Source organism: Actinoplanes sp. NBRC 103695, assembly GCF_030269485.1.
In the GTDB taxonomy this organism is placed as follows: Bacteria; Actinomycetota; Actinomycetes; order Mycobacteriales; family Micromonosporaceae; genus Actinoplanes.
In genome coordinates this window covers 39,947-64,197 of record NZ_BSTL01000001.1, presented here as the reverse complement: position 1 = coordinate 64,197, position 24,251 = coordinate 39,947, and the positions used below count along the sequence as shown (strand labels likewise).

The 24,251-nt window shown below is 70.1% G+C and carries 14 protein-coding genes; 5 read left to right on the top strand and 9 right to left on the bottom strand.

From position 1 onward, the window contains the following. Positions 1-119: 119 nt before the first annotated feature. The 4 genes from QSK31_RS00270 to QSK31_RS00255 all read right to left on the bottom strand — a co-directional run bounded on the left by QSK31_RS00270 (position 120) and on the right by QSK31_RS00255 (position 4,324). Positions 120-1,244: a chymotrypsin family serine protease gene (locus QSK31_RS00270; protein WP_285679813.1), complete on the bottom strand. Its 1,125-nt coding sequence runs from the start codon at positions 1,242-1,244 to the stop codon at positions 120-122. Positions 1,245-1,280: 36 nt separating this feature from the next. Then, positions 1,281-2,633, bottom strand: a complete 1,353-nt coding sequence (locus QSK31_RS00265; protein ID WP_285679812.1) for a helix-turn-helix domain-containing protein — start codon at positions 2,631-2,633, stop codon at positions 1,281-1,283. Between the two features lie 63 nt (positions 2,634-2,696). Continuing rightward, a complete protein-coding gene (locus tag QSK31_RS00260) occupies positions 2,697-3,761 on the bottom strand; it encodes a hypothetical protein (protein WP_285679810.1) in 1,065 nt (354 codons plus the stop codon). Further along, on the bottom strand, positions 3,758-4,324 hold the full coding sequence (locus QSK31_RS00255) for an RNA polymerase sigma factor (RefSeq protein WP_285679808.1): 567 nt from the start codon (positions 4,322-4,324) through the stop codon (positions 3,758-3,760). The genes QSK31_RS00260 and QSK31_RS00255 overlap by 4 nt, the downstream gene beginning before the upstream one ends. A gap of 103 nt (positions 4,325-4,427) precedes the next feature. Here QSK31_RS00255 and mptB point away from each other — a divergent pair, with 103 nt between their 5' ends. Both mptB and QSK31_RS00245 read left to right on the top strand, forming a co-directional pair. Beyond that, positions 4,428-5,780, top strand: a complete 1,353-nt coding sequence (gene mptB, locus QSK31_RS00250) for a polyprenol phosphomannose-dependent alpha 1,6 mannosyltransferase MptB (RefSeq protein ID WP_285679806.1) — start codon at positions 4,428-4,430, stop codon at positions 5,778-5,780. Beyond that, positions 5,777-6,922: a glycosyltransferase 87 family protein gene (locus QSK31_RS00245; RefSeq protein WP_285679805.1), complete on the top strand. Its 1,146-nt coding sequence runs from the start codon at positions 5,777-5,779 to the stop codon at positions 6,920-6,922. The genes mptB and QSK31_RS00245 overlap by 4 nt, the downstream gene beginning before the upstream one ends. Here the strand turns inward: QSK31_RS00245 and QSK31_RS00240 are convergent. Together QSK31_RS00240 and QSK31_RS00235 are read right to left on the bottom strand one after the other, a co-directional pair. Beyond that, a complete protein-coding gene (locus QSK31_RS00240) occupies positions 6,902-7,213 on the bottom strand; it encodes a hypothetical protein (RefSeq protein WP_285679803.1) in 312 nt (103 codons plus the stop codon). The genes QSK31_RS00245 and QSK31_RS00240 overlap by 21 nt on opposite strands. Positions 7,214-7,240: 27 nt before the next feature. Next, positions 7,241-8,488 (bottom strand): amidase domain-containing protein, encoded by a 1,248-nt coding sequence (locus QSK31_RS00235; protein WP_285679800.1) that lies wholly within the window; start codon positions 8,486-8,488, stop codon positions 7,241-7,243. A gap of 157 nt (positions 8,489-8,645) precedes the next feature. Here QSK31_RS00235 and QSK31_RS00230 point away from each other — a divergent pair, with 157 nt between their 5' ends. From QSK31_RS00230 to QSK31_RS00220, 3 genes are all read left to right on the top strand, one after another. Beyond that, positions 8,646-9,770, top strand: coding sequence for a serine hydrolase domain-containing protein (locus QSK31_RS00230; RefSeq protein WP_285679798.1), 1,125 nt, complete (start codon positions 8,646-8,648; stop codon positions 9,768-9,770). A gap of 93 nt (positions 9,771-9,863) precedes the next feature. After that, entirely contained in the window at positions 9,864-10,370 is a 507-nt protein-coding gene (locus QSK31_RS00225) for a SigE family RNA polymerase sigma factor (protein WP_285679797.1), read from the top strand. After that, entirely contained in the window at positions 10,367-11,401 is a 1,035-nt protein-coding gene (locus QSK31_RS00220) for a hypothetical protein (RefSeq protein WP_285679796.1), read from the top strand. The genes QSK31_RS00225 and QSK31_RS00220 overlap by 4 nt, the downstream gene beginning before the upstream one ends. Before the next feature lie 58 nt (positions 11,402-11,459). Here the strand turns inward: QSK31_RS00220 and QSK31_RS00215 are convergent, their stop codons facing one another. The 3 genes from QSK31_RS00215 to QSK31_RS00205 form a co-directional block, all read right to left on the bottom strand. Then, the gene (locus QSK31_RS00215; protein ID WP_285679795.1) at positions 11,460-13,766 is read right to left on the bottom strand and encodes a DUF8189 domain-containing protein; all 2,307 of its coding nucleotides are present in this window, start codon (positions 13,764-13,766) and stop codon (positions 11,460-11,462) included. Positions 13,767-13,859: 93 nt separating this feature from the next. Continuing rightward, entirely contained in the window at positions 13,860-14,267 is a 408-nt protein-coding gene (locus QSK31_RS00210; protein WP_285679793.1) for an Imm10 family immunity protein, read from the bottom strand. A gap of 11 nt (positions 14,268-14,278) precedes the next feature. Continuing rightward, positions 14,279-24,139 carry a LamG-like jellyroll fold domain-containing protein gene (locus tag QSK31_RS00205; RefSeq protein ID WP_285679791.1) on the bottom strand — a complete coding sequence of 3,287 codons (9,861 nt, stop codon included), beginning with the start codon at positions 24,137-24,139 and terminating at the stop codon, positions 14,279-14,281. Positions 24,140-24,251 lie beyond the last annotated feature (112 nt).

Genomic DNA, 24,251 nt, shown 5'->3' with positions numbered 1-24,251 from the left:
ACGGAGACCGTCGGCAACAGCAGGGCGAACGTTAGCGTTCGGGTGTGACAGAAATCGGCCCGGGCCCTCCGGCGCCGACGGCTGAGCCGGCAGCCGGAGGACCCGGGCCTGAGGGTGTTCTAGTCGGCGATCCAGATGCCGTAGTCACGGGTGGCCGTGCCGAAGTCCTGGAAGCCCAGGATGGTGTTGTTGCCGACGTAGGTGTAGCAGTTGATGCCCTTGGCGATGGCGCCGCCGCCGGCCGAGCCGGAGTAGACCGGGCCGCCGCTGTCGCCGCCGCGGACCGCGGCCTGGCCGTCGACCTGACGGGCCTCGACCGCGTCGCCCGGGTCGGTGTTGAACTTCTCGACCCGCAGGTTGCAGACCGGGCCGCCGATGTCACGGGCCGACGAGCCGCCGGACTGGCACAGGTACTCGCCGGCGAACACCCAGTCCCAGCCGTCGACGTTGATGACCGCGTTGCTGTCCAGGCCGCCGACGTACATCTGGTTGTCGACCGAGCCGGTGGCGACCAGCCCGAGGTCGTGGGTCGAGTTGTCGCCGGTGAAGGTGCCGATGACCTCGCCGACGCCGTCGCGGACCTGGTTGCCGTTGTCGCCGCAGTGGCCGGCGAGCAGCAGGAACTGCTGGTTGGCGCTGTTCTTGACGGCGAAGCCACTGGTGCAGCGGGCGTTGCCGATGATCGCGTCGGCGCCACCGATCCACGGCGCCCAGTCGTCCCGGCGGCTGGTCGCCACCTTGGCGCCGGTCACCTCGACGGACACCGGAACGTCGGCCTTCGGGGCGCTCTTGAGGGTCGACGCGGACGCGACGCTCAGCACCACCTTGCTGCCGTCGACCGCGTACTTGACCCGGACGCCGGGGTGAGCCGAGCGCAGCGTGGCGCCGGCGGCGCGCAGTTCGGCCAGCGAGTGGGCAGCCGATCGGACCTCGATGGTGGCGTTCGCCGCCGCGGCCCGGGCGACCTTGGCCATGGTCGCGGGCAGGGCGCCCTTCCACCAGAGCACCACGTGGTCGTCCGCGAGCTCGATGCCGGCGTACCCGGCGTAGGTGCCGCGCTCGATCTCGTTGCGGATCGCGCTTGCCGCCTTCTGCAGCGGGATCTGCTTCTGGTATCTCTCCGGGAACTGGAAGGTCTGCGCTGTCCGGTCGGGGCCGGCCGGCGCGGCACCGGCCGGAGACCCGGTCATGACCAGCGCGATCGCACCGGCGATGCCGAGGGTGGCGGCGAGGCGTCTCTTCATGCGACTGCCTTTCGATGATCCTGCGGGGGATGGCCCTCAGCTGACCATCGGATCGTGGCCTGGACCAGGCACAGGACCGGCATAACCGGACCTGCCGGTGCGCTGGAGCACCCAGCCGACCATGCGGGCGCGGGCGGCGACCACGGTCCGGCCGGGCTCGTCCTGCTGGAGCCGTTCCAGGGCGAACAGCCGGACCAGCTCGTGGAACTGATAGCGCTCTCCCGCGGTACATAACAGGCCGAAGTCGACCAGTTCCTCCAGCGCGGCCGCGGTCGGCGCGTCCGGCAGATCGGCGGTGACCGCGGCGAGGCTCACGCCGAAGTCGGCCGGGGCGAGCAGGGAGCTGCGGCGGAAGACCAGGGCCGCGGCCGGTGTCAGCTGACCGTACGAGACGGCGAAGGCGGCCCGGACGCCCTGGTCGCCGGCGGTGAGCGTGCTCAGCCGCGTACCCAGGTCGCGTAGTTGACCCACCATCCTCGCCACGCTCCAGGACGGGCGGCTGGCCAGCCGGTTGCCGGCGATGCGCAGGGCGAGCGGGAGGTGGCCGCACAGCCCGGCGAGTTCCGCGGTCGCGGCCGGCTCGGCGATGGCGCGTGGCCCGACGATGCTCCGCAGCAGCGCGCGCCCGGCCGGGTGGGTGAGGATGCCCAGGGCCAGCCGCTCGACCGCCTCCATACCGGCGAGCGGGCGACGGCTGGTGACCAGCACGAACGACCCGGCGCCGGCGGGCAGCAGCGGGCGGACCTGGCGTTCGTCGGCGGCGTTGTCGAGCACGACGACGAGGCGCCGGTCGTGGGTGAGGGTCCGGTAGAGCGCGACGCGGGCGGCCCGGGTGGGCGGGAGCTGCTCGTCGGGGACGCCGAGCGAGCGCAGGAAGCGGCCGAGGACGACGGCCGGGTCGAGCGGTTTCAGCGTGCCGCCCAGCATGTCGGCGAAGAGCTGCCCGTCGGGGAAGCCGCTGCGGACGCGGTGCCCGGCGCCGATCGCGAGGCTGGTCTTGCCGATGCCGGCCAGGCTGTGCAGGACGACGACGGCGGGGCCGGGACGCCGGAACGCGATGCCCGGCGAGGCGAGGGAGGCGAGCCGGGCGAGTTCGCCGTCGCGGCCGGTGAGGTCGTTGATCGCCGGCGGCAGCTCACCGGGCGGGGCCGCGTCGATGTCGCATCGGCCCCGGGCGGTGGTGAGGGCGAGGAAGTCGGCACGTTCGGCGCCGGCCAGGAGCAGGGCGTCGGCGAGCAGCGCGGCGGTCCGCGGCCGCGGCGCCCGGCCACGGCCGCGTTCCAGCTCACGGATGCCGCGGACGCTCAGGCCGGAGACGTCCGCCAGCCGCTCCTGGGTGAGCCCGCGCAGCCGGCGAAGCGCTCCCAGCCGACCGGCGAACTCGTCCATGAACATCGATGATATTGAATACCGAGTGGACTGCAACCAATCCGCAGGCGTCGATGTCTTCCGTCACCAGCTGGTGCCGCAGCCCAGCCCCGACTTGTAGCCGACCGGCAGCTCGCCGTGGGCGATCTTGTCGGAGTACTCCCAGAACACCTCCGGCCAGTCGCCCTCGGCGTTCATGTCGTTGAGCACCTTCCAGTCGTGGCTGCTCTTGAGCGCATCGGCGGCCTTGTCCATCGCCGGCTTGTCGCCGGCCTTCTTCGCCCGGTCCCACTCGGCGATCCAGCGGCAGCCGACCTCGGAGGTGACCCGCGCGCCGAACTGGTACGGGTCGTTGGTGCCCTCGTACTTCACCTTCTTCGGGTCGAACCCGGGCGGCAACGGGATGTCGGCGAGGATCTTGGCGGCCGCGTCCTGGGCCTTGTCCGGCGTCACGATCTCCGGCGGCAGCGCCGCCAGCCACGTCTTCACGTCGACCCGCTTCACGTTGGTGAGCAGCTCGTCGTAGGCCGCCCGGTTCGCGACGAGCTGGCCGCGCAGCTCCACAAAGACGCCGTCCCGCGGCTCCAGCATGGTCGCGAAGTCGGTGGCGGTGTACCGGACGGTCTTGCCCTTCCAGCCGTCGACGACGGCCGGTTCCGGCTTGCTGACCGCGTCCCGGTCCTTGCGGTAGCCCTGGTACTGCCCCGCCGGGTACCAGTTCATCTCCAGGATCTGCTTGCCCTTGCCGAAGGCCATCGTGCCGGTGTGGTCGGCGAAGCCGTACGCGTGGGTGACCTTCCAGCCCTCCGCGTCGACGATCAGCCGGGGCGCCTCCTCGGCCAGCTTCTGCCAGGCGGCCGGGGTCATGGCCGGCGCCTGCTTCTGCTCGGGCACCGCCGCGCCGGGCGGCACGATCGCCCGCGTCTGCGACGGCTGCGAGCGGAACACCAGCGACACCGCGACGGCGATGACGAGCACTGCCGCGGCGGCCAGCGTGAACGCCGCGCGGCGGAACACGGCCCGGCGCGGTTGGGGCTCGGACATGATCTCCTCCAGGAGATGCTGCTCCGCCCCGGCGAGGCTCTCCGCGATCTCCGGACGGTAGGGGTCCGCGTCATGGATCTTCCGGTCGAACCGCTCGTCGGTCATCGTGCCTCCTTCGGGACGGGAACGGTCAGGACACCCAGTTCATGTCCGGACCGATCCGGATCGTCACCGGTCAGTTCGCGCAGCCGGGCCCGAGCCCGGGAGAGACGGGTACGCACGGCGCTCGGGCTCACGTTCAGCACACTCGCCACCTCCCGGGGCTCCAGCCCCTCCCACGCGGTGAGCATCAGCACCTCCCGGTCGGGTTCGCTGAGCCGGGCCAGCGCCTGGCGCACCGCGAGCCGCTCCGGCACCTCGGTGCCCGGGTCGGCCGCGAACACCGTGGTCAGCCGCTGCCGCAGCCGTTCGCCCAGCCGGTCCCGGCGGACGCCGCCGCGGTGGAAGTTGGCCAGCACGCGCCGCGCGACGCCGTACAGCCAGAGCCGCACCTCGGGATCGGGCGGCAGCTCACGCAGGCGCCGCCAGGCGATCAGGAACGTCTCGCCCACCACGTCCGCCGCGTCGTCGGGTTGTTCGACCCGGCGCAGGGCGTACGCGAGCAGCAACGGAAAGTTGTCCGCGTACAGCCGGCGGAAGCGCTTCTCGTCCTCGGTCGCAGAGCTCACGTGAATCCCATGTCCGGCAGAGGGCTCATCGTGACAGCAGGAATCACCTTCCGCGACATGCGGGCGTTCACCTCTCGACACGCGTGATCGAAAAGATCCATCGGTGCGAAAAGATCATGTCGCCCTGTCCCGGGCAACCGGGCTCGGCGGCTCCGCGCTGATCGCCGCGGGTGGCCTCGGCGCCGGCGCGCTCCCGGTCGGCATCCCGTTCTTCGCCGGTGGCACCAACGCGCAGGCAGGCCTGGTAGCCGTCTACTGCGGGCTGGCGCTGCTCGTCGCGGGCTGGTGGTGGTACGGCCGGGTCGCACCGGACGACCCGTGGCGCACGCTCGCGTTGTGGAGCGCCCCGCTGCTGTTCACCCCGCCGCTGTTCAGCCGGGACGTCTACAGCTACCTGGCCCAGGGGCAGATGGTCGACGCCGGGATCGACGTCTACCAGCACGGACCGGCGGTCCTCGGCGGGTTGATCGCCGAGCAGATCCCGGCGATCTGGCAGCACACCCCCAGCCCGTACGGCCCGGCGTTCCTGATCGTCAGCGAGTTGATCGCCCCGCCGCTGAGCTCCCACCTGCTGCTCGGCGTGGTCGCGATGCGGCTGGTCGCGATCGGCGGGCTGGCGCTGCTCGCGGTGGCGATCCGCACGCTCGCCCCGGCCGCCGGGGTCGGTCCCCGGGCCGCCGCCTGGCTGGTCGTGCTCAACCCGCTGACGCTGATCCACTTCGTCGGCGGCGCGCACAACGACGCGCTGATGGTCGGCCTGCTCGCCGTGGGCCTGGCCGCCGCGGTCCGGCGCCGGCCGGTCGTGGCGACGGTCCTGGTCGTGGCGGCGGCGCTGGTGAAGGCGCCGGCGGTGCTGGGGCTCGTCGCGGTCGCCGTCATCTGGGCCTCTCAGCTGGACGGGCGCGGGCGGCGGATGCGTGCCGCGGCCACGGTGGTGGGCACGGCAGGTGCGGCGACCGCGCTGATCACGGCGGCGGCGGGCACCGGGTACGGCTGGCTGGGCACGCTGAGCACTCCCGTCTCGCCGGAGAACTGGTCGCTGACCAGCGGACTCGGCCGGCTGACCGGGCACCTCGGGTTCTGGCGCTGGGCGGGAGTGCTGACCGTCCTGGTGGTGGCGGCGGTCGTGTGGACGTACCGGGCGAAGCTGGGTCCGGTCCAGGGTCTGGGCATCGTGCTGACCGCGGCGGTGGTGTTCGGACCGGCGCTGCGCCCCTGGTACCTGCTCTGGGGGCTGGCGCCGCTCGCCGCCTCCGTCGTCGATCAGGGCGCGCGTCGCGTACTCGCGGTGGTGGGTGTGGTCCTGGCCCTTGTCGTCCTGCCGGACGGTTACCCGCCCGACCAGGACCGGATCCTGCTGGCTGCGGCGGGCGCGCTGATCGGTCTCACGACCTTTGCCGCGGTACGCCTGACAGCGGCGCTGCCGGACCTGCGTCCGGCGCGGGAGACCCGGTGACGAATCGCCGCCAGTGGGCGCTGGTGATCGGCGCGTCCGCCGCGGTCGGGGTCTTCCTGGTCACGATGCCGACCTTCCGGCACTTCTTCGACCTCGGCGTCTACCGCGGGGCCGTGCAGTCGTGGCTGCTGCACGACGGCGACCTGTACCAGTACCGCTACCAGGGCACCGAGTACGGCTTCACCTACCCGCCGTTCGCCGCGATCGTCTTCGCGCCGCTGGCCTGGACCTCGTGGCCGGTGGCGGTGGCGGCCGGGCTGGTCGTCAACGCGGCCATGATCGGCCTGCTGATGCGCTGGTACGTGCTGCCCGTCCTGCGGTCCCGCGGCTGGACGGCGTGGTGCCTCGTACCCCTGACGTTCCTTGCCTTCCTGGTCTTCGAACCGTCCCGCGACACGTTCAGCTACGGCCAGATCAACCTGGTGCTGCTCGTCCTGGTCTGCGCCGACCTGCGCAACCTGGAGAACGGCCGAGGGCCTGGCCCGTGGACCGGGTGGGGCATCGGCCTGGCCGCGGCGATCAAGCTGACGCCCGCGGTGTTCATCGGCTACCTGATCATCCGCCGGCAGTACCGGGCCGCGGCCACCGCGATCGGGACGGCGGCCGGGGCGACCCTGATCACGCTCCTGGTGGCCCCCGGCGAGTCCCGGACCTTCTGGACGCGGGCGTTGTGGGACACGCAACGGGTCGGCCGGACCGAGTACGTGTCCAACCAGTCGCTGCACGGGGTGATCGCACGGCTCCAGGCGCCCGAGACGTTCTGGCCGGCGGCGGTCGCGGTCGTCCTCGCGTACTGGTGGTGGACGGCCCGCAACGCCGACCACCGCACCGGTTTCGCCCTGACCGGGATCGTCGCCTGCCTGATCAGCCCGATCACCTGGGTGCACCACCTGGTGTGGCTGCTGCCGGCGCTGTTCCTGCTGCTGGAACGCTCCCTCGACCGTCCACGCCGGATGATCGCGCTGGGCGGTGCGACCGTGCTGCTCTGCAGCAGCCTGGTCTGGCTGTGGTGGGACAAGCCGTACGGCTGGCTGTCCTTCCCCGGCAGCAACGCCTACGTCTGGGTCACCCTCGGCCTGATGATCGCGCTGGTCCGGGTCGCCGCCGGCCGGGACCGGGCCTCACTTGTCGAAACCGCCTAGGACGTCGCGGAGGCGGCTGGTCGCCTCGCTCTCCCCGCCGGCCACCGCACCCGCCGAACCGGCCAGCGCCTCCCCCATCTCGGCCGTGGTGCGCAGCGTCCGCTGCATGCGGTCCTCCCACACGGTCCGGCAGTTGGCCAGCGACGCCGACGACACCCAGCCGGGGTGGTTCCGCGCGGCCACGTCGCTGAGGTGGAACAGCGAGGTCGCCCTCCGGCCCGCGGCGTCGGCCAGGGTGCCCAGGTCGTCGCCCGCCTGATCGATGTGCTCGGTCCGCATCTCGATGCCCATGACGCCCTCCTACCAGTCGTGCCGGGCCTACCAGTTCTGCCGGGGCCGGGCGGCGACCACTCGCTGGTCGCCCTCGACGACCTCCGTGGTCGGGAGCCGCCCGTCCAGGCTGGCATCGAGCCGGGAGGCGGTGTGCTGCGTGTAGTGGATGTCGCCGTCCGGGGTCACCGACGTGACGACCGCGGCGTGATGCACCTTGCCCTCTTCGATCGGGCCGTTCGGCGCCGCCTGTTCGAAGTAGATGATGTCGCCGGGTTGCACCTCGGAAAGCGGAATCTCCCCACCGCCGGCCGCGACGAACAGGTCGCGCTGCCTCTCGCTGTTGTACCAGGCCGGCGAGGCCGTGTGGGTGTCGACGAGCGGGATGCCGGTGTGCGCTCCGTCGGTCCAGTTGTGACCCAGGGGATTGCGCGCGTCGACGGGATCGGCCCTCTCCTCGAGACCCCCGTTCAGCAGGGCATGCGACACGAAGTTGGCGCAGTTGTTGCCGTAGATGTCGATGTCGGGGTTGAACGCGTTCTCCTTGGCCCACCGGATGGACTCGATCCGGTTGTAGCCACCGTCGCCCTCCAGCCGGCGTTTGACGTCCTCGGGGAGCCCCTGGAGGTCGTAGAGCTCGACCGGCACCGCCTTCTCGAACGCCGACCGGTCCTCCTCCGACAGGGAGTTCCACCAGGCCGCGACGGTGGCCGGGTCCTGACCGACCGGCAGCGCCTCGACCATCAGGTCGACCTGGGACGCCGACGCCTCACCCTGGACATCGTCGATCGCGGCGTCCCGGTCCTCATTGGTCACCGCGTCGGCAAGCTTGTCCAGCTGATCGCGCGCCTGCACGTCGATGCGGGCGGCGGAGTCGACCGCCTCCCGGATCAGGCGGTCCGCGTCGCCCGGGACGTTCGGAGGACCCGCCCAGCCCGGGGGCACCACGACCCCGCCACCGGCGTCGACGCTCAGGCCGTTGCCGGTCGCGAAATCCACCGCGGCCTGGAGGGAGCGCTGAACGGGGCCGACCGCATCGGCCAGCCCGTACAGGATCGAGACGACGCCGTGCATCGTGCCCGCCGCCGTCTGGTACGAGGTCGACAGGGTGTCCAGCCGGGCGCCGGCCCCGGCGCCCACCTCGTCGGTCCAGTGCTCGTCGACCTTGCTCCGGCCGCGCTCCAGGATGGCCGCCGCGGCATCCTCCGACTCGCGGGCCAGGCCGAGCCAGGTGTCGGCGGCCCGCTCCCAGTCGCCCGGGACGGCCGTCATCAGGTCGGTGAACGTGACTGCCATACGCCGACCATAAGTACAGGTCAGGGGCAACGGCCGAGTGCTGGCCGGAAGCGGACGGTACAGCCTGCTGCACCACGCGACTCCAGCGTGCGGGATCGATCGGCCGAGGGTTCGGCGGGAGGCTTCTGGAGCCCGCAGCAGACACCAGGAGGAACCCATGAAGGCCGTCGTCGTCACCCTCGCCACCGCACTCGCGCTCACCGGCGCGCCGCTCTCCCCCGCCTCGGCCACCACCACGCCGCCGCCGCGGGACGCCGTGCAGAAGGTGCTTGACGGGCTGGTCCGCGAGGACGGGTTCCCGGGGGCGCTCGCCTCGGTGCGGCAGGCCGACGGCCGGACCCGCAACCTCACCAGCGGCGTCGGCGACCTGCGGACCGGCGCCCGGGTGCCGGTCGACGGCAAGGTGCGGATCGCCAGCAACACCAAGATGTTCACCGCGGTCGTGGTGCTCCAGCTGGTCGGCGAGGGCAAGGTGGCCTTGGACGAGCCGGTCGAGACGTACCTGCCCGGGCTGGTCCGCGGCGCCGGTGACGGCCGGACCATCACGGTCCGCCAGCTGCTCCAGCACACCAGCGGGCTGCCCGACTACGACGACGTGATGATCACGGACTACTTCGCGATCCAGCACCGCTACTACGAGCCGCGGGAGATGCTGGACGCCGCGCTGGCCCGGACCGACGCCCCCGAGCACGGCACCTGGAACTACAGCAACACCAACTACATCCTCGCCGGGCTGCTCGTGCAGAAGGTGACCGGCCGCCCGATCAGCGAGGAGATCACCGACCGCATCATCAAGCCGCTCGGCCTGCGTGACACATACTGGCCCGGCGTCGGCGACCAGGAGATCCGCGGCGCCCACCCGCACGGCTACCACGTGGCTCAGCCGGGCGACGAGTGGACCGACGTCACCACGATGGACCCGTCGATGGGCTGGGCGGCCGGCCAGCTGATCGCCAGCCCGAGTGACCTCAACCGCTTCCTCACCGCGCTGATCAAGGGTCGCCTGCTCGCGCCCGCCCAGCTGCGGGAGATGCAGACGACGGTCGACGCGCCCGAATACGACACGAGCGGCACCGCGAAGTACGGCCTCGGCATCGCCACCTTCGACCTCAGCTGCGGCGGTGTCGCGTGGCAGCACGGCGGCAACGCCCCGGGCTACACCACCGTCGACGCGGTCACCACCACCGGCAAGTCCGCGACCATCGCGGTGACCGCCCTGCCCACCGCGCTTCCCCAGGTCGAGCACCTCGAGAACGCCCTGGACACCGCCCTCTGCAAGTAGGCCCTGGTCGCTACCGTCATCGCCGCCCGCGCCCGGGGGTAGATTCTTCCACCGGCTGTCATCAGACCGGGCCGGTGGGGGCGTTTGGTACACGTGACATTCGAGGATTTCGTGTCCGCCCGGCTGGGCAGCCTGGTGCGGTATGCCACCGTGGTCACCTGGGATCCGCACCTGGCTGAGGATATCACTCAGAACGTGCTGGTCCGGGCGCACTCACGGTGGTCGCGCATCGGCGGTCTGGACGCGCCGGAGCTGTACCTGAAGCGCATGATCGTCAACGAGTTCCTGTCCTGGCGGCGGCGCCGTGCCGCCCGGTCGGTGCCGCTCGCCGGCGACACGCTCGCGGGGCTCATGCCGCCCGTGCCCGATCTGACCGCGCCGCGCGACGAACGGGACGCGATGCTCCGGCTGATCGCCACCCTGCCGCCGCGGCAACGGGCGGTCATCGCGCTGCGCTTCTACGAGGACCTGTCGACGGAACAGATCGCCGAGACCCTCGGCTGCCGGGCCGTCACCGTCCGCACCCACCTCTCGCGCGCGCTGGCCAGCCTGCAGCAGGCCGTGCCCGCCGCCCTCGCCGACCTCAGGAAGCAGCCATGATGATCGAGGAACTGATCCGGGAGGCGCAGGGCAGCCAGGCGGATCGCGCCCTGCCGGTCGAGCGGATCCGCTCAGGGCTCGCCGCACGCATCGCCCGGGCCCGGCGCCGCCGCCAGATCGGGCTGGGAGCCGGCGCCGGGCTGCTCGCGGCCGCGGTCGCCACGGCGATCGTCATCCCGACGGTCCTGGTCGACCGCGACCGCCACCAGCCGGCGCCGGCCCTGCCGGCGGCGCCGACGGCGCTGGAAGGACCGATGGGATACCAGCCGGCCTGGCTGCCGGACGGCTTCACGGAGAACGCGCGCTCCGGCTTCAGCCCCGTCGGACGCGGCTCGCCCGGAGTCTCCCGGGAATGGAATCGCCCGGGCGTTCCACGGTCCACGTCCATCCCCATGCTGTCGCTCGGCGTCACCATGGATGCCGGCACCGAGCGCGGCGGCCGGGACCCGGAGGAGAAGGTCGACATCAAGGGTGTGGAGGGCAGCTTCCGCACCTTCTTCCCGGACAAGAGCGGGCTGACGCTCTCCTGGTCGCCCGACGGGCGCGTCAGGTTGAGTCTCCAGACCTACAAGGCCGGTCTCGGCAAGGAGGACCTGCTCCGGATCGCCGAGTCGATGGTCCCCTCGCCGGACACGTACACGACACCGCTGCGGTTCCGGACGCTGCCGAGCGGCTGGCGGGTGAACCGGACCGAGGTCGAGGGCCCGACGCCGAAAGCCTGGAAGGCGACGGTCTGGCTGCAGAACCCCGCGGGCCGGATGAAGGACACCGCGGTACGCATCGAGGTGGGCACCACGACACCCGTGCCGGACGGCGGGACCGAACTCGCCGTCGGGGGACACCCGGCCCGGACTCGCCTGATGAGTCCCGGCGGATCACCGCCGTACCGCCTCATGGTGGTCGAGCTCGACGGCGGCCGGATGGTGTCGCTGATCGCCAACGGCGACGCCATGGACGTGGACCTGCTGAGCTCGATCGCCGAGAACACCGTGGTCACGGGGGCCGGGGTGGACTGGCTGGGCACCCGCTGAGGTGAACGGAAAGGGAGAGGTCACCGCCCGGCGACCTCTCCCTTTCACCTACGTGCCGTCAGTCCTTCGGCGGAGCCGGGAGGGTGTGCCCGGTGAAGGTCACCGGCCCGGACGTTGCCGCCTTCGACTTGCCCGCGGGCGGCGTGGTCGCCGGGTCACGCCAGAAGACGCGGGTGGCGTCGTTCGGGTTGCGCCAGACGATCAGCCAGCTCTGGCCCGAGCCGTTGCGCACCGGCGTGACGGTCGGGTCGCTCGCCGCCGGGTCGGAGTTCTCGCTCACCCGGTTCCACTGGCCCCACGTGCCGGAGCCCGCGGAGGTCTCGAACGCCGCGTAGATCTCGTTGTCCGTACCCCGGGCGACGAGCGCGGTGCGGCCCAGCACCGGGTCCAGGATGGCGGCCGGGGCGCCCACGAAGGTGAAGGTGCCCCCGACGGTCTCCCAGTCCGCCGGCCAGGAGCCGTCGGTGTTCTGGATCTTCGTCTGGATCGTGCCGTCCGCGGCGTGCACGACCGCCCGCAGCCGGGGTCCGGGGTAGGCGACCACGGCCGGCCGGTCGGTCACGTTGTTGCCGCCGAGGTTCACCCAGGCGCCCATCGTGCCGTCGTTGGCGTACAGCACCGTACGGACCGCACCCGAGGTGTCCCGGGCGAACAACTGCTGGCCCTGCGCGACCGGCACCGCCGTGACCGGGCCGACCAGGTCCTGGTCACCCAGGTTGCGCCAGTACGAGGTCGTGCCGGTGACCACCCGGTGGTGCCACAGCGCCCCGTCCGAGTCCACCGCGAGGTTGATCGTGGTGCCGGTGGACAGCGTGATCTGCGTCGGCGACGACACCATCGACCCGCCGAAACCGCCCCACGGGTTGAAGTCGGCGCCACCGGCGGTCTTCTGGCTGGCCGTCCAGTAGTCGCCGGTCGTGCGCAACGCGGTCACCTGGAACCGGCCGTCGGTGTAGACGCTCGCGCCCGTCTGCCCGGTGAACGAGCCGTCCGCCGCCGCCGTGCTCCACTGCACCGACCCGGTGCCGAAGAAGTCCACGTTCGTCTGGTGGCCCAGGCGGATCACGCCGATGTTGTCCACGTACGAGTACTCGAGCGCACCGACCGTCGCACCCGCGGCCGGCGGCGTCTGGAACACCGTGGTCGCGGCGTACTGGGCGATCGGCAGCGGGGTGATCGGCTCGGCGAACCAGCCCTGCAGGTCGACGACCAGCCGGACCGTACCGGTGCTGACGCTGCGTACCCGGATCTTGCCGTCGGTGCCAGGCTTGATGATCGCCATGCCACCGCGCTGCTTGTCCGCGTTCCAGGTGGACACCGAACTGCCCGGCTCGGTGTTGCCCACGCCCCACGACTTGAAGTAGCCGCTCTCGGTCGGGGCGGCAGCCGTGAAGTTCAGGGCCACGCCGGCGATGCCCTTGATCGGCAGCCCGTTGGTGCCGCCCACCGCGACGTCGATCGAGCCGTTGGCCGGCAGGGTGGTGTCGATCAGCCGGCGGGCGATCGGCCGCAGCCCCGCGCCCGTGGCGTTGGTGTTGGTGAAGTAGCCGAGCAGCCGCACCAGCACGTTGATGGCCGCGGTGCTGTGGTTGACGATGTTCGCCCGGCCGTCCGCCGCGATCCGGATCATCGCGCCGGAGGACGTCGTGCCGACCGCGAACTCGAGGCTGCTGCTGTGCCCCGTACCCCCGGTCGGCGCGGTCTCCACCCAACCGGCCTGAGTGGCGCTGCCGACCTGAAGGTCGACGAAGACCGCCGTCGACCCGGCGGGCACGATGCCGCCGAGCAGGTTGACCGTCCGGCTGCCGCCCGCCGGGATCGTCCCGGCCGGCGTGCCGACACCGCCACCGGTGCTCACCAGCGTCGGGTTCGAGGGCACCGGCACGAAGCCGCCCGGCCCGCTGGCCGCCCTGACGTTGGTGAAGTAGCCGAGCACGTCGACGAGGACGTTGACGTTGCCGGCCGAGTTGTACAGGTTGAGCTTGCCGTTCGCACCGACCTCGACGACGGCCGAGTTGGAGATCTGCTCGCCCGTGACGACGTTGATCGTCCCCACGCCCGGACGAGCCGACTCGTCACCCTTCCAGAGCGTGAGCCACGTGTTGGCCGTCGGCGCCTTGGCCGTGATGTCGACCATCACCGCCTTCACGTTGGTGGTCGGGACCGCGCCGACGCCGGTCACCTGGAACAGCGTGGTGCTCGCGGGCCCGCGAACCCCCTTGGTGGTGCCGACCCCGTTGGCGGTGTCCAGCACCCGTACGTCCGTGCCGTTGATGGGCACATAGTCCCCACCCTGCCCGGCCGCGTCGGCCAGGGCCGGCTGCGCTGCGGGCAGCGCGACCACCGTCCCCACCGCGACGACCAAGCCCAATAGACCCCGGCTGACCAGCTGCCAAGGCATACGCCTACTCATAGACGCTTCCTCCCCCGTTTTCACAATGCTTTTTTATGACGTGAATCAGTCGAAATTCACGAGTTCAGGTTGCGGAGGCACGAATTCTCCGGCGAAGATTCGACGGATTCCGTCCTTTACCTTAGTGCGATCGGAATCGTCCATGGAAAGCTGAAGAACGAGGTTTCGATCCGCGAGGTTGAGAGCCTGGCGCGCCGCATCCGTATAGCTGATCTCCACGGCGGAATCGGACCAGACGACACGCTCGATGCCGCCGTAGTGGGTGTCGTGATCGGCCGTGACGGTGCAGTACGAGCGTCCACCCACTCCCTCTTCGCCGTAGATGCCGCCGACGGTGCGCTGGATCTCGATGCCCTCTGCTCCTTCGTCCAACTCACGGAACAGGGCGAGCGAGTAGAAATCGCCATGACGCGACGTTTCCTCCTCCTGTAGCTGCTCGACCGTCAACTCCATGTCACGACCTCTCACTTCTTGGGCCAAATTCCGCTCGGGCCATGATAGATAATGTCGGCGCCCATGTCGTCCATGAACTCCTTCATGACGTTCTGGCAGCGGCCGCACGGATCCTTGTTGCCTGAGAGGTGGAGTACGTCACCCTCGTCGATCGTCACGTCACCGAGCAGATTGAAGTACGGGTCGTTCGGGATGTCGTGCTTGGACGGCAGACCGAGCATGCGCATCAGGCGGGCCTCGGTGTTGGTCACTGCCTGCTGGTTCCACCCGCCCTTGACGCTCTTCTCCTCCGGCGTCATGTTGCCGCTCCACAGACTGCCGGAGACCTTGGAGTTGCCGTCCTTGTCGACCAGGTCGTACGTCAGCCGGTGGGCCGTGTCCTTCGGAGCGGTGTAGCTTCTCGGGTCACCGCCACCGCCGACCTTGCAGCTGTCGTTGTGGACGAGTACACCGGCATCGCCGGCTTCGACGTAGTAGGTGTGAAGCCCGTCGACCGTGAGGTTGTAGACCGTCGTCTGCTCGGTCCACGGCCTTGTGCTGTGGACGGTCGCCTGGCGATGATCCGCGGTCTCGAAGCGATAATCGGCACCCAGGTTCTTGGCGGGAACCCAGGTCCGGAGATCGGTCACCCAGAACGGATGGTCCTCGGTGGCCACGATCTTGCTCTGCCCAGCGCCGGTGTCGATGGTGATCTCGACCAGATGCTTCTCGCCGGTACCGACGATGACATCCGTGACGAGGCGGTTCTCCGTCCGTCCCGTCGTCGGGTCCGTCGCCACGACCGCCTCGCCGATGCGGACGAGACTGATCTCCTTGGTGGTTCCATCAGCCATCCGCACGCCGGTATCGGCGGTGAAGCTGTTGCATCGGCTACCGCCGCCGGAGCGGCCGAAGCCGCCGGTGAGGGCGCCGATACCGGCGCTGGTCGCCACGCTCGCGAGATTGACCTTGCCGGTGGTCGCGAACTGCTCGACGCCGTCGCTGACCGCACCGTCGACCGCACCCTCCAGCAACCGGCCGCCGACCTTGCCGCCGAAGCTGCCCAGCTTGCCGACCACGGCGCCGGCGACCTTACCGCCGATCGCGCCCGCACCCGCGCCGAGCAGGCCGGTGGCACCGCCGATCGCAGCCGACTTGAAGGCGTCGCCGAAGCTGTGGATGTTGCCCTGAGCCGCGTCCTTGGCCAGGTTGATCAGCGCAGCGGCACCCACCATGCAGGCGACCGCGCCGACACCGGCGGTGGCCGCCGTGCAGGCGAGGCCGGCCGCGATGCCGCCGACGACCGCCAGGCCCTCGATGATCGCGTCCTGGTGTTCCTGGACGAACTGCCCGACCGCGTCTGCCGCCTTGGAGACGTTCTCCACCACCGCGCCGACGGACGCGACGGCCTTGTCGTACAGGTTGGCCGCGAACTTCGTCGGGTCCGTGACCGCCTGAACTGTCATCGCGACGAGTGCCGGTGCGAGTTTCGCCGCGCTCTGAATGACCTTTCCGGCCATCTTGATCAGCGGCTTGGCGGCGGCCATCAACGCCGGGATCGGCGTGTACTTGATCGCCGCCTTGACGGCGGCATGCGCCCTGGCGGTGACCGCCTTCTTCACCTCTACCAGACGTTTGGCTGCCGCCCGCGCCTGCTGTCTCGCCCAATCCTTGAAGTTGCCGCTCTTGAGGGCGCGGTAGCCCTCCTTGACCTTGTTCACCACCCGGTCCAGGCCGGTCTTGTGGTAAATCGCCACCGCGGTGTTCTTGATCGCGGAGCCGACCCACTTCACCGCGCTGACCGTGTAGTTCCAGGCCGTGGTGGCTACGGATTTGACGGTGTTCCAGCCGGACGAGATCGCGCTGCCGATCTTCTTCCAGTTCGGCCAGTGTCCGTCCGGGTCGTTGTAGTCGAGGGGCGCGCCCGCTCCGTAGCCGTAGCGGTTGGCGAGGATGGAGTCGCCACGCGAGTAGTTGACGCCGTCCCGGGCGTTGAACGTCCCGCTGTCCGGGTTGTACCAGCGGGCACCCATGTTGACCTGGTCGGTGTCCGGGTCGGCATAGTCGCCTTGGAAGCCGAGGTTGCCGGTGTCGCCGTCAGTGGCGAGCACCTTGCCCCACGGATCGTAGGAGGTGGACGACGCGGGCTTGACCGAGCCACCCTGAGCCGGGTCGAGCACGGCGATGACGTCGCCGTGAACGTCGGAGATCGCGAGCTGGGCCTTCTGGCCCCGGCCCACCGCCAGCAACTCGTTACCGGCGCCGCGGGAGTAGGTCTCCGAGCCGTCGGACACCGGGTCGTCCGCGTTGCCGCCGTAGGTCCACCTGATGCCGTTACGAGTGGCAACGCGGTCGGTGGCGTCGTACGTGTAGTTTTTTCCGGCGCCCGTGACCATCCGGTCGAAGGCGTCGAAGGCGTACTGATCGGTGAGCCCGGAACTCGTCCGCGTCCGCAGGGTGCCACGCGCGGAGTACGTATAGGTGTAGTCCCCGTCGGACAGCAACCGGTTGCGCTCGTCATAGGTCGCCGTCTTCGGACCGGCGCGGACCCGGTTGCCGGAATCGTCCCACTCGTAGTCGACCTTGCCCGCGCCGCTGGTCCACGACGTCAGCCGGCCGGCCTTGTCGTAGGCGTACGTGTTCTGCCCGGAACCCGCCGTGCCCGTGGTGTTCTTGCTGGTGACGTGGCCGTTGAGGTCGAATCCGTAGGCGATCGACGAGATCGTCTGGCCGGACGCGTTCTTGACCGTGTCGCTGGCCACCCGGCCGAAGTCGTCATATCCGAAAGCGCGCGTGGAAACCGCGCCGTACGCGACCGTCGAGAGCATCCCGGCGTTGTCGTAACCGATCTTCTGGACGACGCCGGTGAGGGCGTCCTTGACCGTGTCCAGTCGTCCTCTGTCGTAGCCGAAGACCGCGGTGCCGGCCGCGTCCGTCCGAGAGGTCCGGTTACCGTCCCCGTCGTAGACGAACGAGGCGTTGCCGGACGGGCCCGAAGCGCTGAGCAACTGGCTGCGGTCGTTGTAGCCGAAGCTGTCCGAACCGCCCGGCGTGCTGGTCGAGGTCAACCGGCCCGCGATGTCGTAACCGAGCGTTCGCGCGGCCGTGGCCGCCTCCGCGCCCGTGCCGGTCTCGCTGGTCAGGTTTCCCGCGGAGTCGTAGCCGCGGGCGCGAGTGATGCCGCCGGGAGCCGTCAGGCGGACCGGCTGAGCGCTCTTGCCGTACGCCACCGACCAGGTCCGGTCCGCGGCCGACGGGTGCGCCGCCGTGGCCGGATCGATGGTGGACTCGGCCAGGCCCAGACTGTTGACGGTGTAGACGGTCGAGTTGCCCCGGCCGTCGGTGTACCGGCTGCGGTTGCCGGCAGCGTCGTACCCCCACGAGGTGGTGATCGACTTGGTGTCGGTGACCGGCTCGACCTGGCTGGTCAACCGGTCGGCCGCGTCCCAGGTATAGGTCGTCCTGGTCTGGTACGGGTCGGTCGAACTGATCAGGTTGCCCGACGGGTCGTACTCGTAGGACGTCGACCGCAGCGTGTCGCCGGCGGCGTTCAGGTTGGCGTCGCTGACGCGGTTTCCGAAGAGGTCGTAGCCGACTCGGGTCGTGCGGCCCTTGCCGTCGGTGGCCCGGACCTGCCGGCCCGTGAAGTCGTAGCCGAACTGGGTGACCACGCCGTGCGGCGAGGTGCTCTTGGTGACCTGGCCCTGACCGTCGAAGGTGTTCTGCGTCGTGGCGCCGCTGGGACTCCTGGTCGAGACCACGTTGCCGGCGTCGTCGTACGTGATCCGGGCGGTGAAGTTGTCGAGCACCGGATAGCGCTCGATCTGGGTGGTGCTGACGACCCGGTCGAGATCGTCATAGGTCGACTCGGTCCGCGACCCGGTCGGCCCCACCACGGAGAGGACCTCACCCGTCCGCGTGTAGGTGTACCGGGTGAGCGCACGCTCGTCGCTGGTCCGGCCCGCCGTGTCCTGCACCGAGACCCGGTTCATCTGGTCGTACGTGAACCGGGTCGAGCCACCGTCCGGATCGATCGTCTCGATGACGTTGCCGATGGCGTCGTACCGGGTCTCGGTGACCGGGATGACCGTTTCGCTGGCGCCGGGCGCCGTGTAGCTGGGGGCGATCCCCTTCACCACCCGGCCGGCCTTGTCGTACTCGGCCCTGGAGATGTTGCCCAGCGGGTCCAGTGTCGCGACCTGCTCGCCGAAGACGTTGTAACCCACCTTGGCGGTCGGGCGGACGGTCGTCGCCGCCTGGCCGTTGCTCTCCGCCTGTACCGGCGCGCCGATGCTGGTTGTCGTCCGCCCGAGCTCGTCGGTGACGAAGGTGCTGGTGTACGAATCCGGGTTGGCGCCCGAGACGTTGCCGCGCGGCTCCGTGGTCGAGGTCTGGAATCCGCGGGTGTCGTACTTGTTGGTGGTGACCTGAGTCTTACCGCCGGCGCCGGTGACCGTCTGCCTGGTCATCTTGTTGCCGTCGTCGTAGACGTAGCTGACCTGCTCGGTCTCCGCGGCCACCAGCCACGGCACGTTCGACGAGCTTCCGGACCGGGTGGTCGTGACGACGTTGCCGTTGGGGTCGTAGGAGAACGTCGTGACCCGCTGGGCGTTGCCGGGGCTGGTCGTGGTCTTGGTGATCTTGCCGACTCTGTCGACCTCGTTGACGACCGACTGACGGCCGTTGTTCAGGGTCTTCTTGATGGCGTTGCCGGCGCCGTCGTACTCGTTCTCCTCGACGATGTAGTCGCGGGCGCTGCCGTCCGGGTCGTGGAAGTTCTTCAGGATGATCCGCTGCAGCAGATCATCCTTGTAGTACTGGTACTCCAGCCGCCGGCCCATGGCGTCGGTGTCGCTCGCCATCCGCCCGGCGTAGTCGTACGAGTACTTGTGCGCGACGAGGTAGTCGCCGGTACCGGTGGCGGGAGCGCCCTGCGGGTCGCTCCGCCAGTCACGGACGCGAATCTCGGCGATCTTGTTCTGCGGGGTGTAGGCGTAGTCGATCCGGTTGCCGTTGGCGTCCTGCTCGGTGACCTTGTTGCCGAACCGGTCGTATCCGGCGGTGGTCTCGTTGCCGAGCGGGTCGACGATGCGGACCGGCCGGTTGTACTCGTCGAACTCGGTCAGTGTGGTGCGTGACGGATCGCCGCCGATCAGGTCGGAGACCGTCGTGCCGGTGACATTGCCGTCGGCGTCATAGGTGGACACGGACTGCGACTGGTGACGCACCCCGTTGACCACGTCCGTCGTGGCCGGGCCGATGACCGTGGTCATCCGGCCCTGGGCGTCGTACGAGTACGCCGTGGTGATGCCGGTCGGGAAGGTGTCGGAGGTCTGCTTCTCCGAGATCTTCCGGCCCAGCGCGTCGTACGTGTACTCGGTGACCAGGCCCATCGGGTCCGTCACCTTGGCCAGGTCGCCGTTCTGGTAGTAGGAGAACCGGGTGACCTTCTGACGGGCGTCGGTGGTGCTGAGGAGCAGGCCGGGAGGCGGGTTGCCACCGCCGGTCGCCGACTCGCCGCCCGTGGTGTAGGTGTGCTGGACGAAGCTGTTGTCCGGGTTGGTCTGGGTCAGCAGCTGGCCCGTGGAGTGGTAGGTGTACGAGGTCCGGTAGGTGTTGTCGGTCCTCGATGCGGACCGGGAGTCCCGGGTCTCGACGGCCAGGTCACGCTTCGGGTCGAAGTCGTCCGTGATGGTGGTCGAGTACGTGGTGTACGACGTGTAGCAGACCGCCGCCGTGCGGCAGGTCTTGCGGGAGTCGACGTTGCCCCGCTTGTCGTACGTCATCTCGACGGTGTCGCCGTTTTCGTTGGTGACCTTGCTCTGATAGCCCTGCGCGTTGTAGCTGAAGCTGCGGATGGCCATGCCCTCGAGCGGGTGCCGGACGAAGATCGGGCCGCCCGAGTCGTCGGGGATGACCGTGCAGAAGGCCGGGTCCTGCGGGTCGGGCTGGCTGCAGGTCTCGGTCGGCGGCTCGGTCGGCGGGGTGCTCGGCCGCGGCAGGTCCTCCTCCCGGGTCTCCAGGCCCAGAGGCGTTCCGGAGCGCAGCATGCGGCCGGCGATCGCGTCGTACTCGTACAGGTACGGGCGACCGGCCGGATCGTTGACCTGGATGCTGCGCCGCAGGTCGTCGTCGTCGCCGTAGACGGCGGGCTGGCCGAGCTTCCAGGTGCCGCCGTTGCCGTCGGTGTACTCCTTCACCCGGTCGGTGTCGGTGTCGTAGACGGTCTCCGAGGCGACCTTGCCGCTGGGCAGGATCACCTTGCTCAGCTGCTGGGCCGCGGGGCTGGCCATGGCCTTGTGCGCCTTGGCGGTGGCCTCGCTGATCGGGTGGTTGTAGATCGCCACCTCGTCGATCAGACCCTGGAAGTAACGCTGCGAGGTGGTGCCCCAGCCGGTCCAGGAGCCCGGTGTGGTGGCATACGCGGCGCCGATCTGGTTCTCGGTCAACAGGTTCGCGTCGACCGTGACGTTCGTCTGGTCGGCGACCTTGGTGCCGTCCAGGTAGAGCGTCTGGGTGCTGCCGTAGAGCGTCAGGACCGCGTGGTGCCAGACGTTGTTGTTGACCGTGGCCGTCGACTTGATCGGGTTGATCGCGCCGACCGCGAAGCTGCCGCGGAGCAGGCCGTCGGTGCCGGTGTAGAGGATCGGCACACCGGTGGTCGACGCGGTGCCGACCGCCTTGTCCTGGTAGCCGATCAGCGGGCCACCGGTCTGAGTCAGGCCGATCTTGAACCAGACCTCGACCGCGGCGTCGCGGCTCTTCTTCAACGTGCCCTTGGGCAGCGACACGTACGACGAGGTGCCGCTGAACGACGCCGACTTGTTGTCGGTGCCGGCCAGCGCGCCCTCCGCGCCGAGCGTCACGTTCTGGTACTTGCCGGCGTCCTTGCCCAGGTTGACGGGGACGTCGCTGGCCGCGCCGACGTTGCTGACCGGGGCGGTGCCCGTCGAGGTGTCGTTCAGCCGCCAGTACGACTCGGGCTTGGCGTCCTGCACGGCGGTCCGGTAGTGCGAGCCGGCCGCGTACTCGTACTGGGTGCACTTCTGATCCGGCGAGCACACCTTGGTGAGCAGATCGCCGGAGTACGTGTAGTCCCAGACCAGCGCCGTGCCGTTGAGCTTGTCGGTGGTCACCTTGCTGACGTGGTTGCCGGTCCAGGTGAAGGTCAGCGCCCGGCCCGCGGTGTTGGTCTGGCTGTTGGAGACCTGGACCTTGGCGAGCTTGTTGGTGTTCGGGTCGGGCGTGAAGACCAGCGACCGGGACGCGTTGTCGGTGATCTTCGACAGCCGGCCGCTGCCCAGGCTGAACGTGTACGTGGTGCCGCTCTTGTCGAGCAGGACCCAGCTGCTGGAGGTGGTGGTCAGCCGCGCGGTGCGGCCCGGGGGCGGGGCGTACGTGCCGTCCGGGTTCTTGCCGAACCGGACCGCCTGGCCGTCCTGATAGGTGATCACCACGTTGCCGGAACCGTCGTCGTCCGGCACGACCTTCATGTCGAACAGGGACGACCAGCCGGCACCGAACGCGGCGTCCAGCCGCGGGTCCAGGCTGTTGTAGGTACGGGCGACGGCCAGGGGCGGGCCGGTGTTGGCGACGGCGGCGTCCATCGCGGAGGTGCTCATGTTGCCGACCTGGGCGTCGAACTCCCGGCCCTTGTCGGCGTACGGCGCACCGGCGATCCTCGAGATCACGTCCGGCTGCGGCACCGAGGCGAGGATCGTCGAGTACGCCGAGACGACCTCGTTGGCGTTGTCCTTGACGGTGGTCCGCCACTGGTAGTTCTTGCCCCACAGCATCCGGCCGGCCGGCACCGTCCACGCCTGCTTGGCCTGGTAACCGGAGTTGGTGCAGGAGACCGGCTTGTTGTCGGCGTCGACGTCGCAGACCTCGAACTTGAACTGCAGGGTCTGCCCGGGAGGCGCGTCGGTGTCCACCGCGCGGGACCAGAGCAGCGGCTGCAGCGTCGGGGCCTGGTAACCGTTCGGCGGGTAGAGCTCCGCCACGACCGGCGGGATGTCGATGACGTGCAGCACGATGCGGGCGGGCGGCACCTGGAAGTCGGTGAAGACCGTGCCGCCGGTACGGACCATCGTGAAGTCGAGGAAGTACACCCCGGGCGGCAACGCCTTGATGGTGGCGTCCAGGGTGACCTTGCCGTTGCGCGCCACGTTGCCAGGCAGGTTGGCGGCACGCTGCTGGGTGACCGAGTTGCCGGTCTGCGCGTTGTACGCCCGGTAGGCCAGGTAGTAGGTGCTCGGCGTCCACGGGTCGGCCCCGGTGTTGGTGACCGTGACCTTGACCTTGCCGTCCTGGATCTGGGTGACGACCGGGTCCGGCACCGGGTTCGGGATGGCGTACTTCGCGTTGTACGGGCTGTGCGTCACGTAGAGCGTCGGCTTGTTGGCCGTGCCGGTGCCGCCGAACCGCTTCCACGCGCCGTTGTCCGAGGTGGACGCGCGGAGCGACAGACCGTAGTTCGGCTGGCCGTTCGCCCAGCCCTGCACCAGGTTGCGACCGGCGTTACCGAGATCGATGAACTCGGCCGCGGGCGGGCAGGGTGACGTGCTGGAACCGGTCGGGATGAAACCGTGGGCGAAGGAGGCCGACGCCAGCGAGCCGCCGACGGAGGGTCCCGGGTAGCTGCCGCTCCCGCTAGCCGACCAATCCTGAGTGACCGGGTGCACGTTGATCGGGCGGGCACGGCAGGACGGGCCGTCGTAGTTGATCAGGCTGAGGCCGGCGCCGAGGATCGTGTGGTTGGCGAGGTCGTCGCTGATCGAGTCGAACTTGACGTAGGAGGCGGCGTTCTTGCCGTCGAGGCGCCCGACCAGCAGCTCGCTGCCGCCGGCCGTCTTCTCGGAGCCCCACACGTACATGGCGCCGTTGCCCGCGCCGGCCTCGACCGGCGGGCCGACGCTCGGATCGATCACGATCGGGAAGACGCGCTCGGGGGCGGAGACCCACTTCGCGTCCACGGTGATCCGCAGCGTCCGGCCACCGTCGCGCAGCGCGTAACCGACCGCGTCGGAGCGGACCGGGTCGGTGGCCGAGTCCTCCATCCAGCCGGCGGGCACCACGGCGCGGACCTTGCCGGCCGCGTCGACGAGCTCGATCTGCCGACCGGCCAGGCGGGCGGTCAGGCCGGTGAGGCGCATCGGGAAGTCGAACACGCGCGGCGCGTCGGCCGAGCGCAGGACGATGGTCTCCTTGGCGCCGCCCGGCTGGGCCTGCAGCTTGAGGTCGGTGCCGGGCAGCGCGCCCGGGTAGAGGATCGCGTCGCCGTCCACCCGGCCGGCCACGGCGGACGCGCCGCTCAGGCCGTACGCGAAGACGTGACCGGCGTCCAGCGTGAGCTTGACCAGGTCGGCGGCGTTCGCGCGCGGGGCCAGCCGGACGTCCACCGCGTCGGCGGAGTTCTTCCACCCGGCGCCGTCCGCGGTCAGGTCGCTGTCGATCGGCGCCCAGGTGCCGTCGGCCCGCCGGAAGTTGATCGGGCTGTCGGAGAACTCGGTGGTCTGCGTGCCGTCGGCGTTGTCGTACGTCCGCTCGTTGGCGTTGCGCGGCGCCTGCGCCCGGCTGGTCTTCCGGTCGAAGCCGGCGGCCTTGCGCGCCGGGCCAGCGGCGACGGTGGCCTCGTTCTTCGGCGCGACCGGCGCACCCTTCACCTTGTGCAGCGGGTAACGCCCGCGCTCGGTGCCGGGAATGGTCCGGTTGCCGTTCTTGCCGGTGAGGTTGCCGCCCGAAGCGGCGTTGCCCCAGCGCTGCGACGGCTTGGCCGTGGCCTTGTGCGCCGAGGACCTCAGCTTGTCGCGCTCCGCCGTCGGCACCGTGGTGATGCCGGAGCCGCCCAGGTTGAGCGCGAGCACGAACGCCAGCACGGCGGCGATGGCCACCCGCGACGTGTGCCGCCAGAGCCCCTTGCGGGGTCGCCACCAATAGGTTTGCGGACCGTGCGGCCGAGCTGCCGCCAGAGTGGAAAAGACACGATTTGCGGCACGCTTCAGT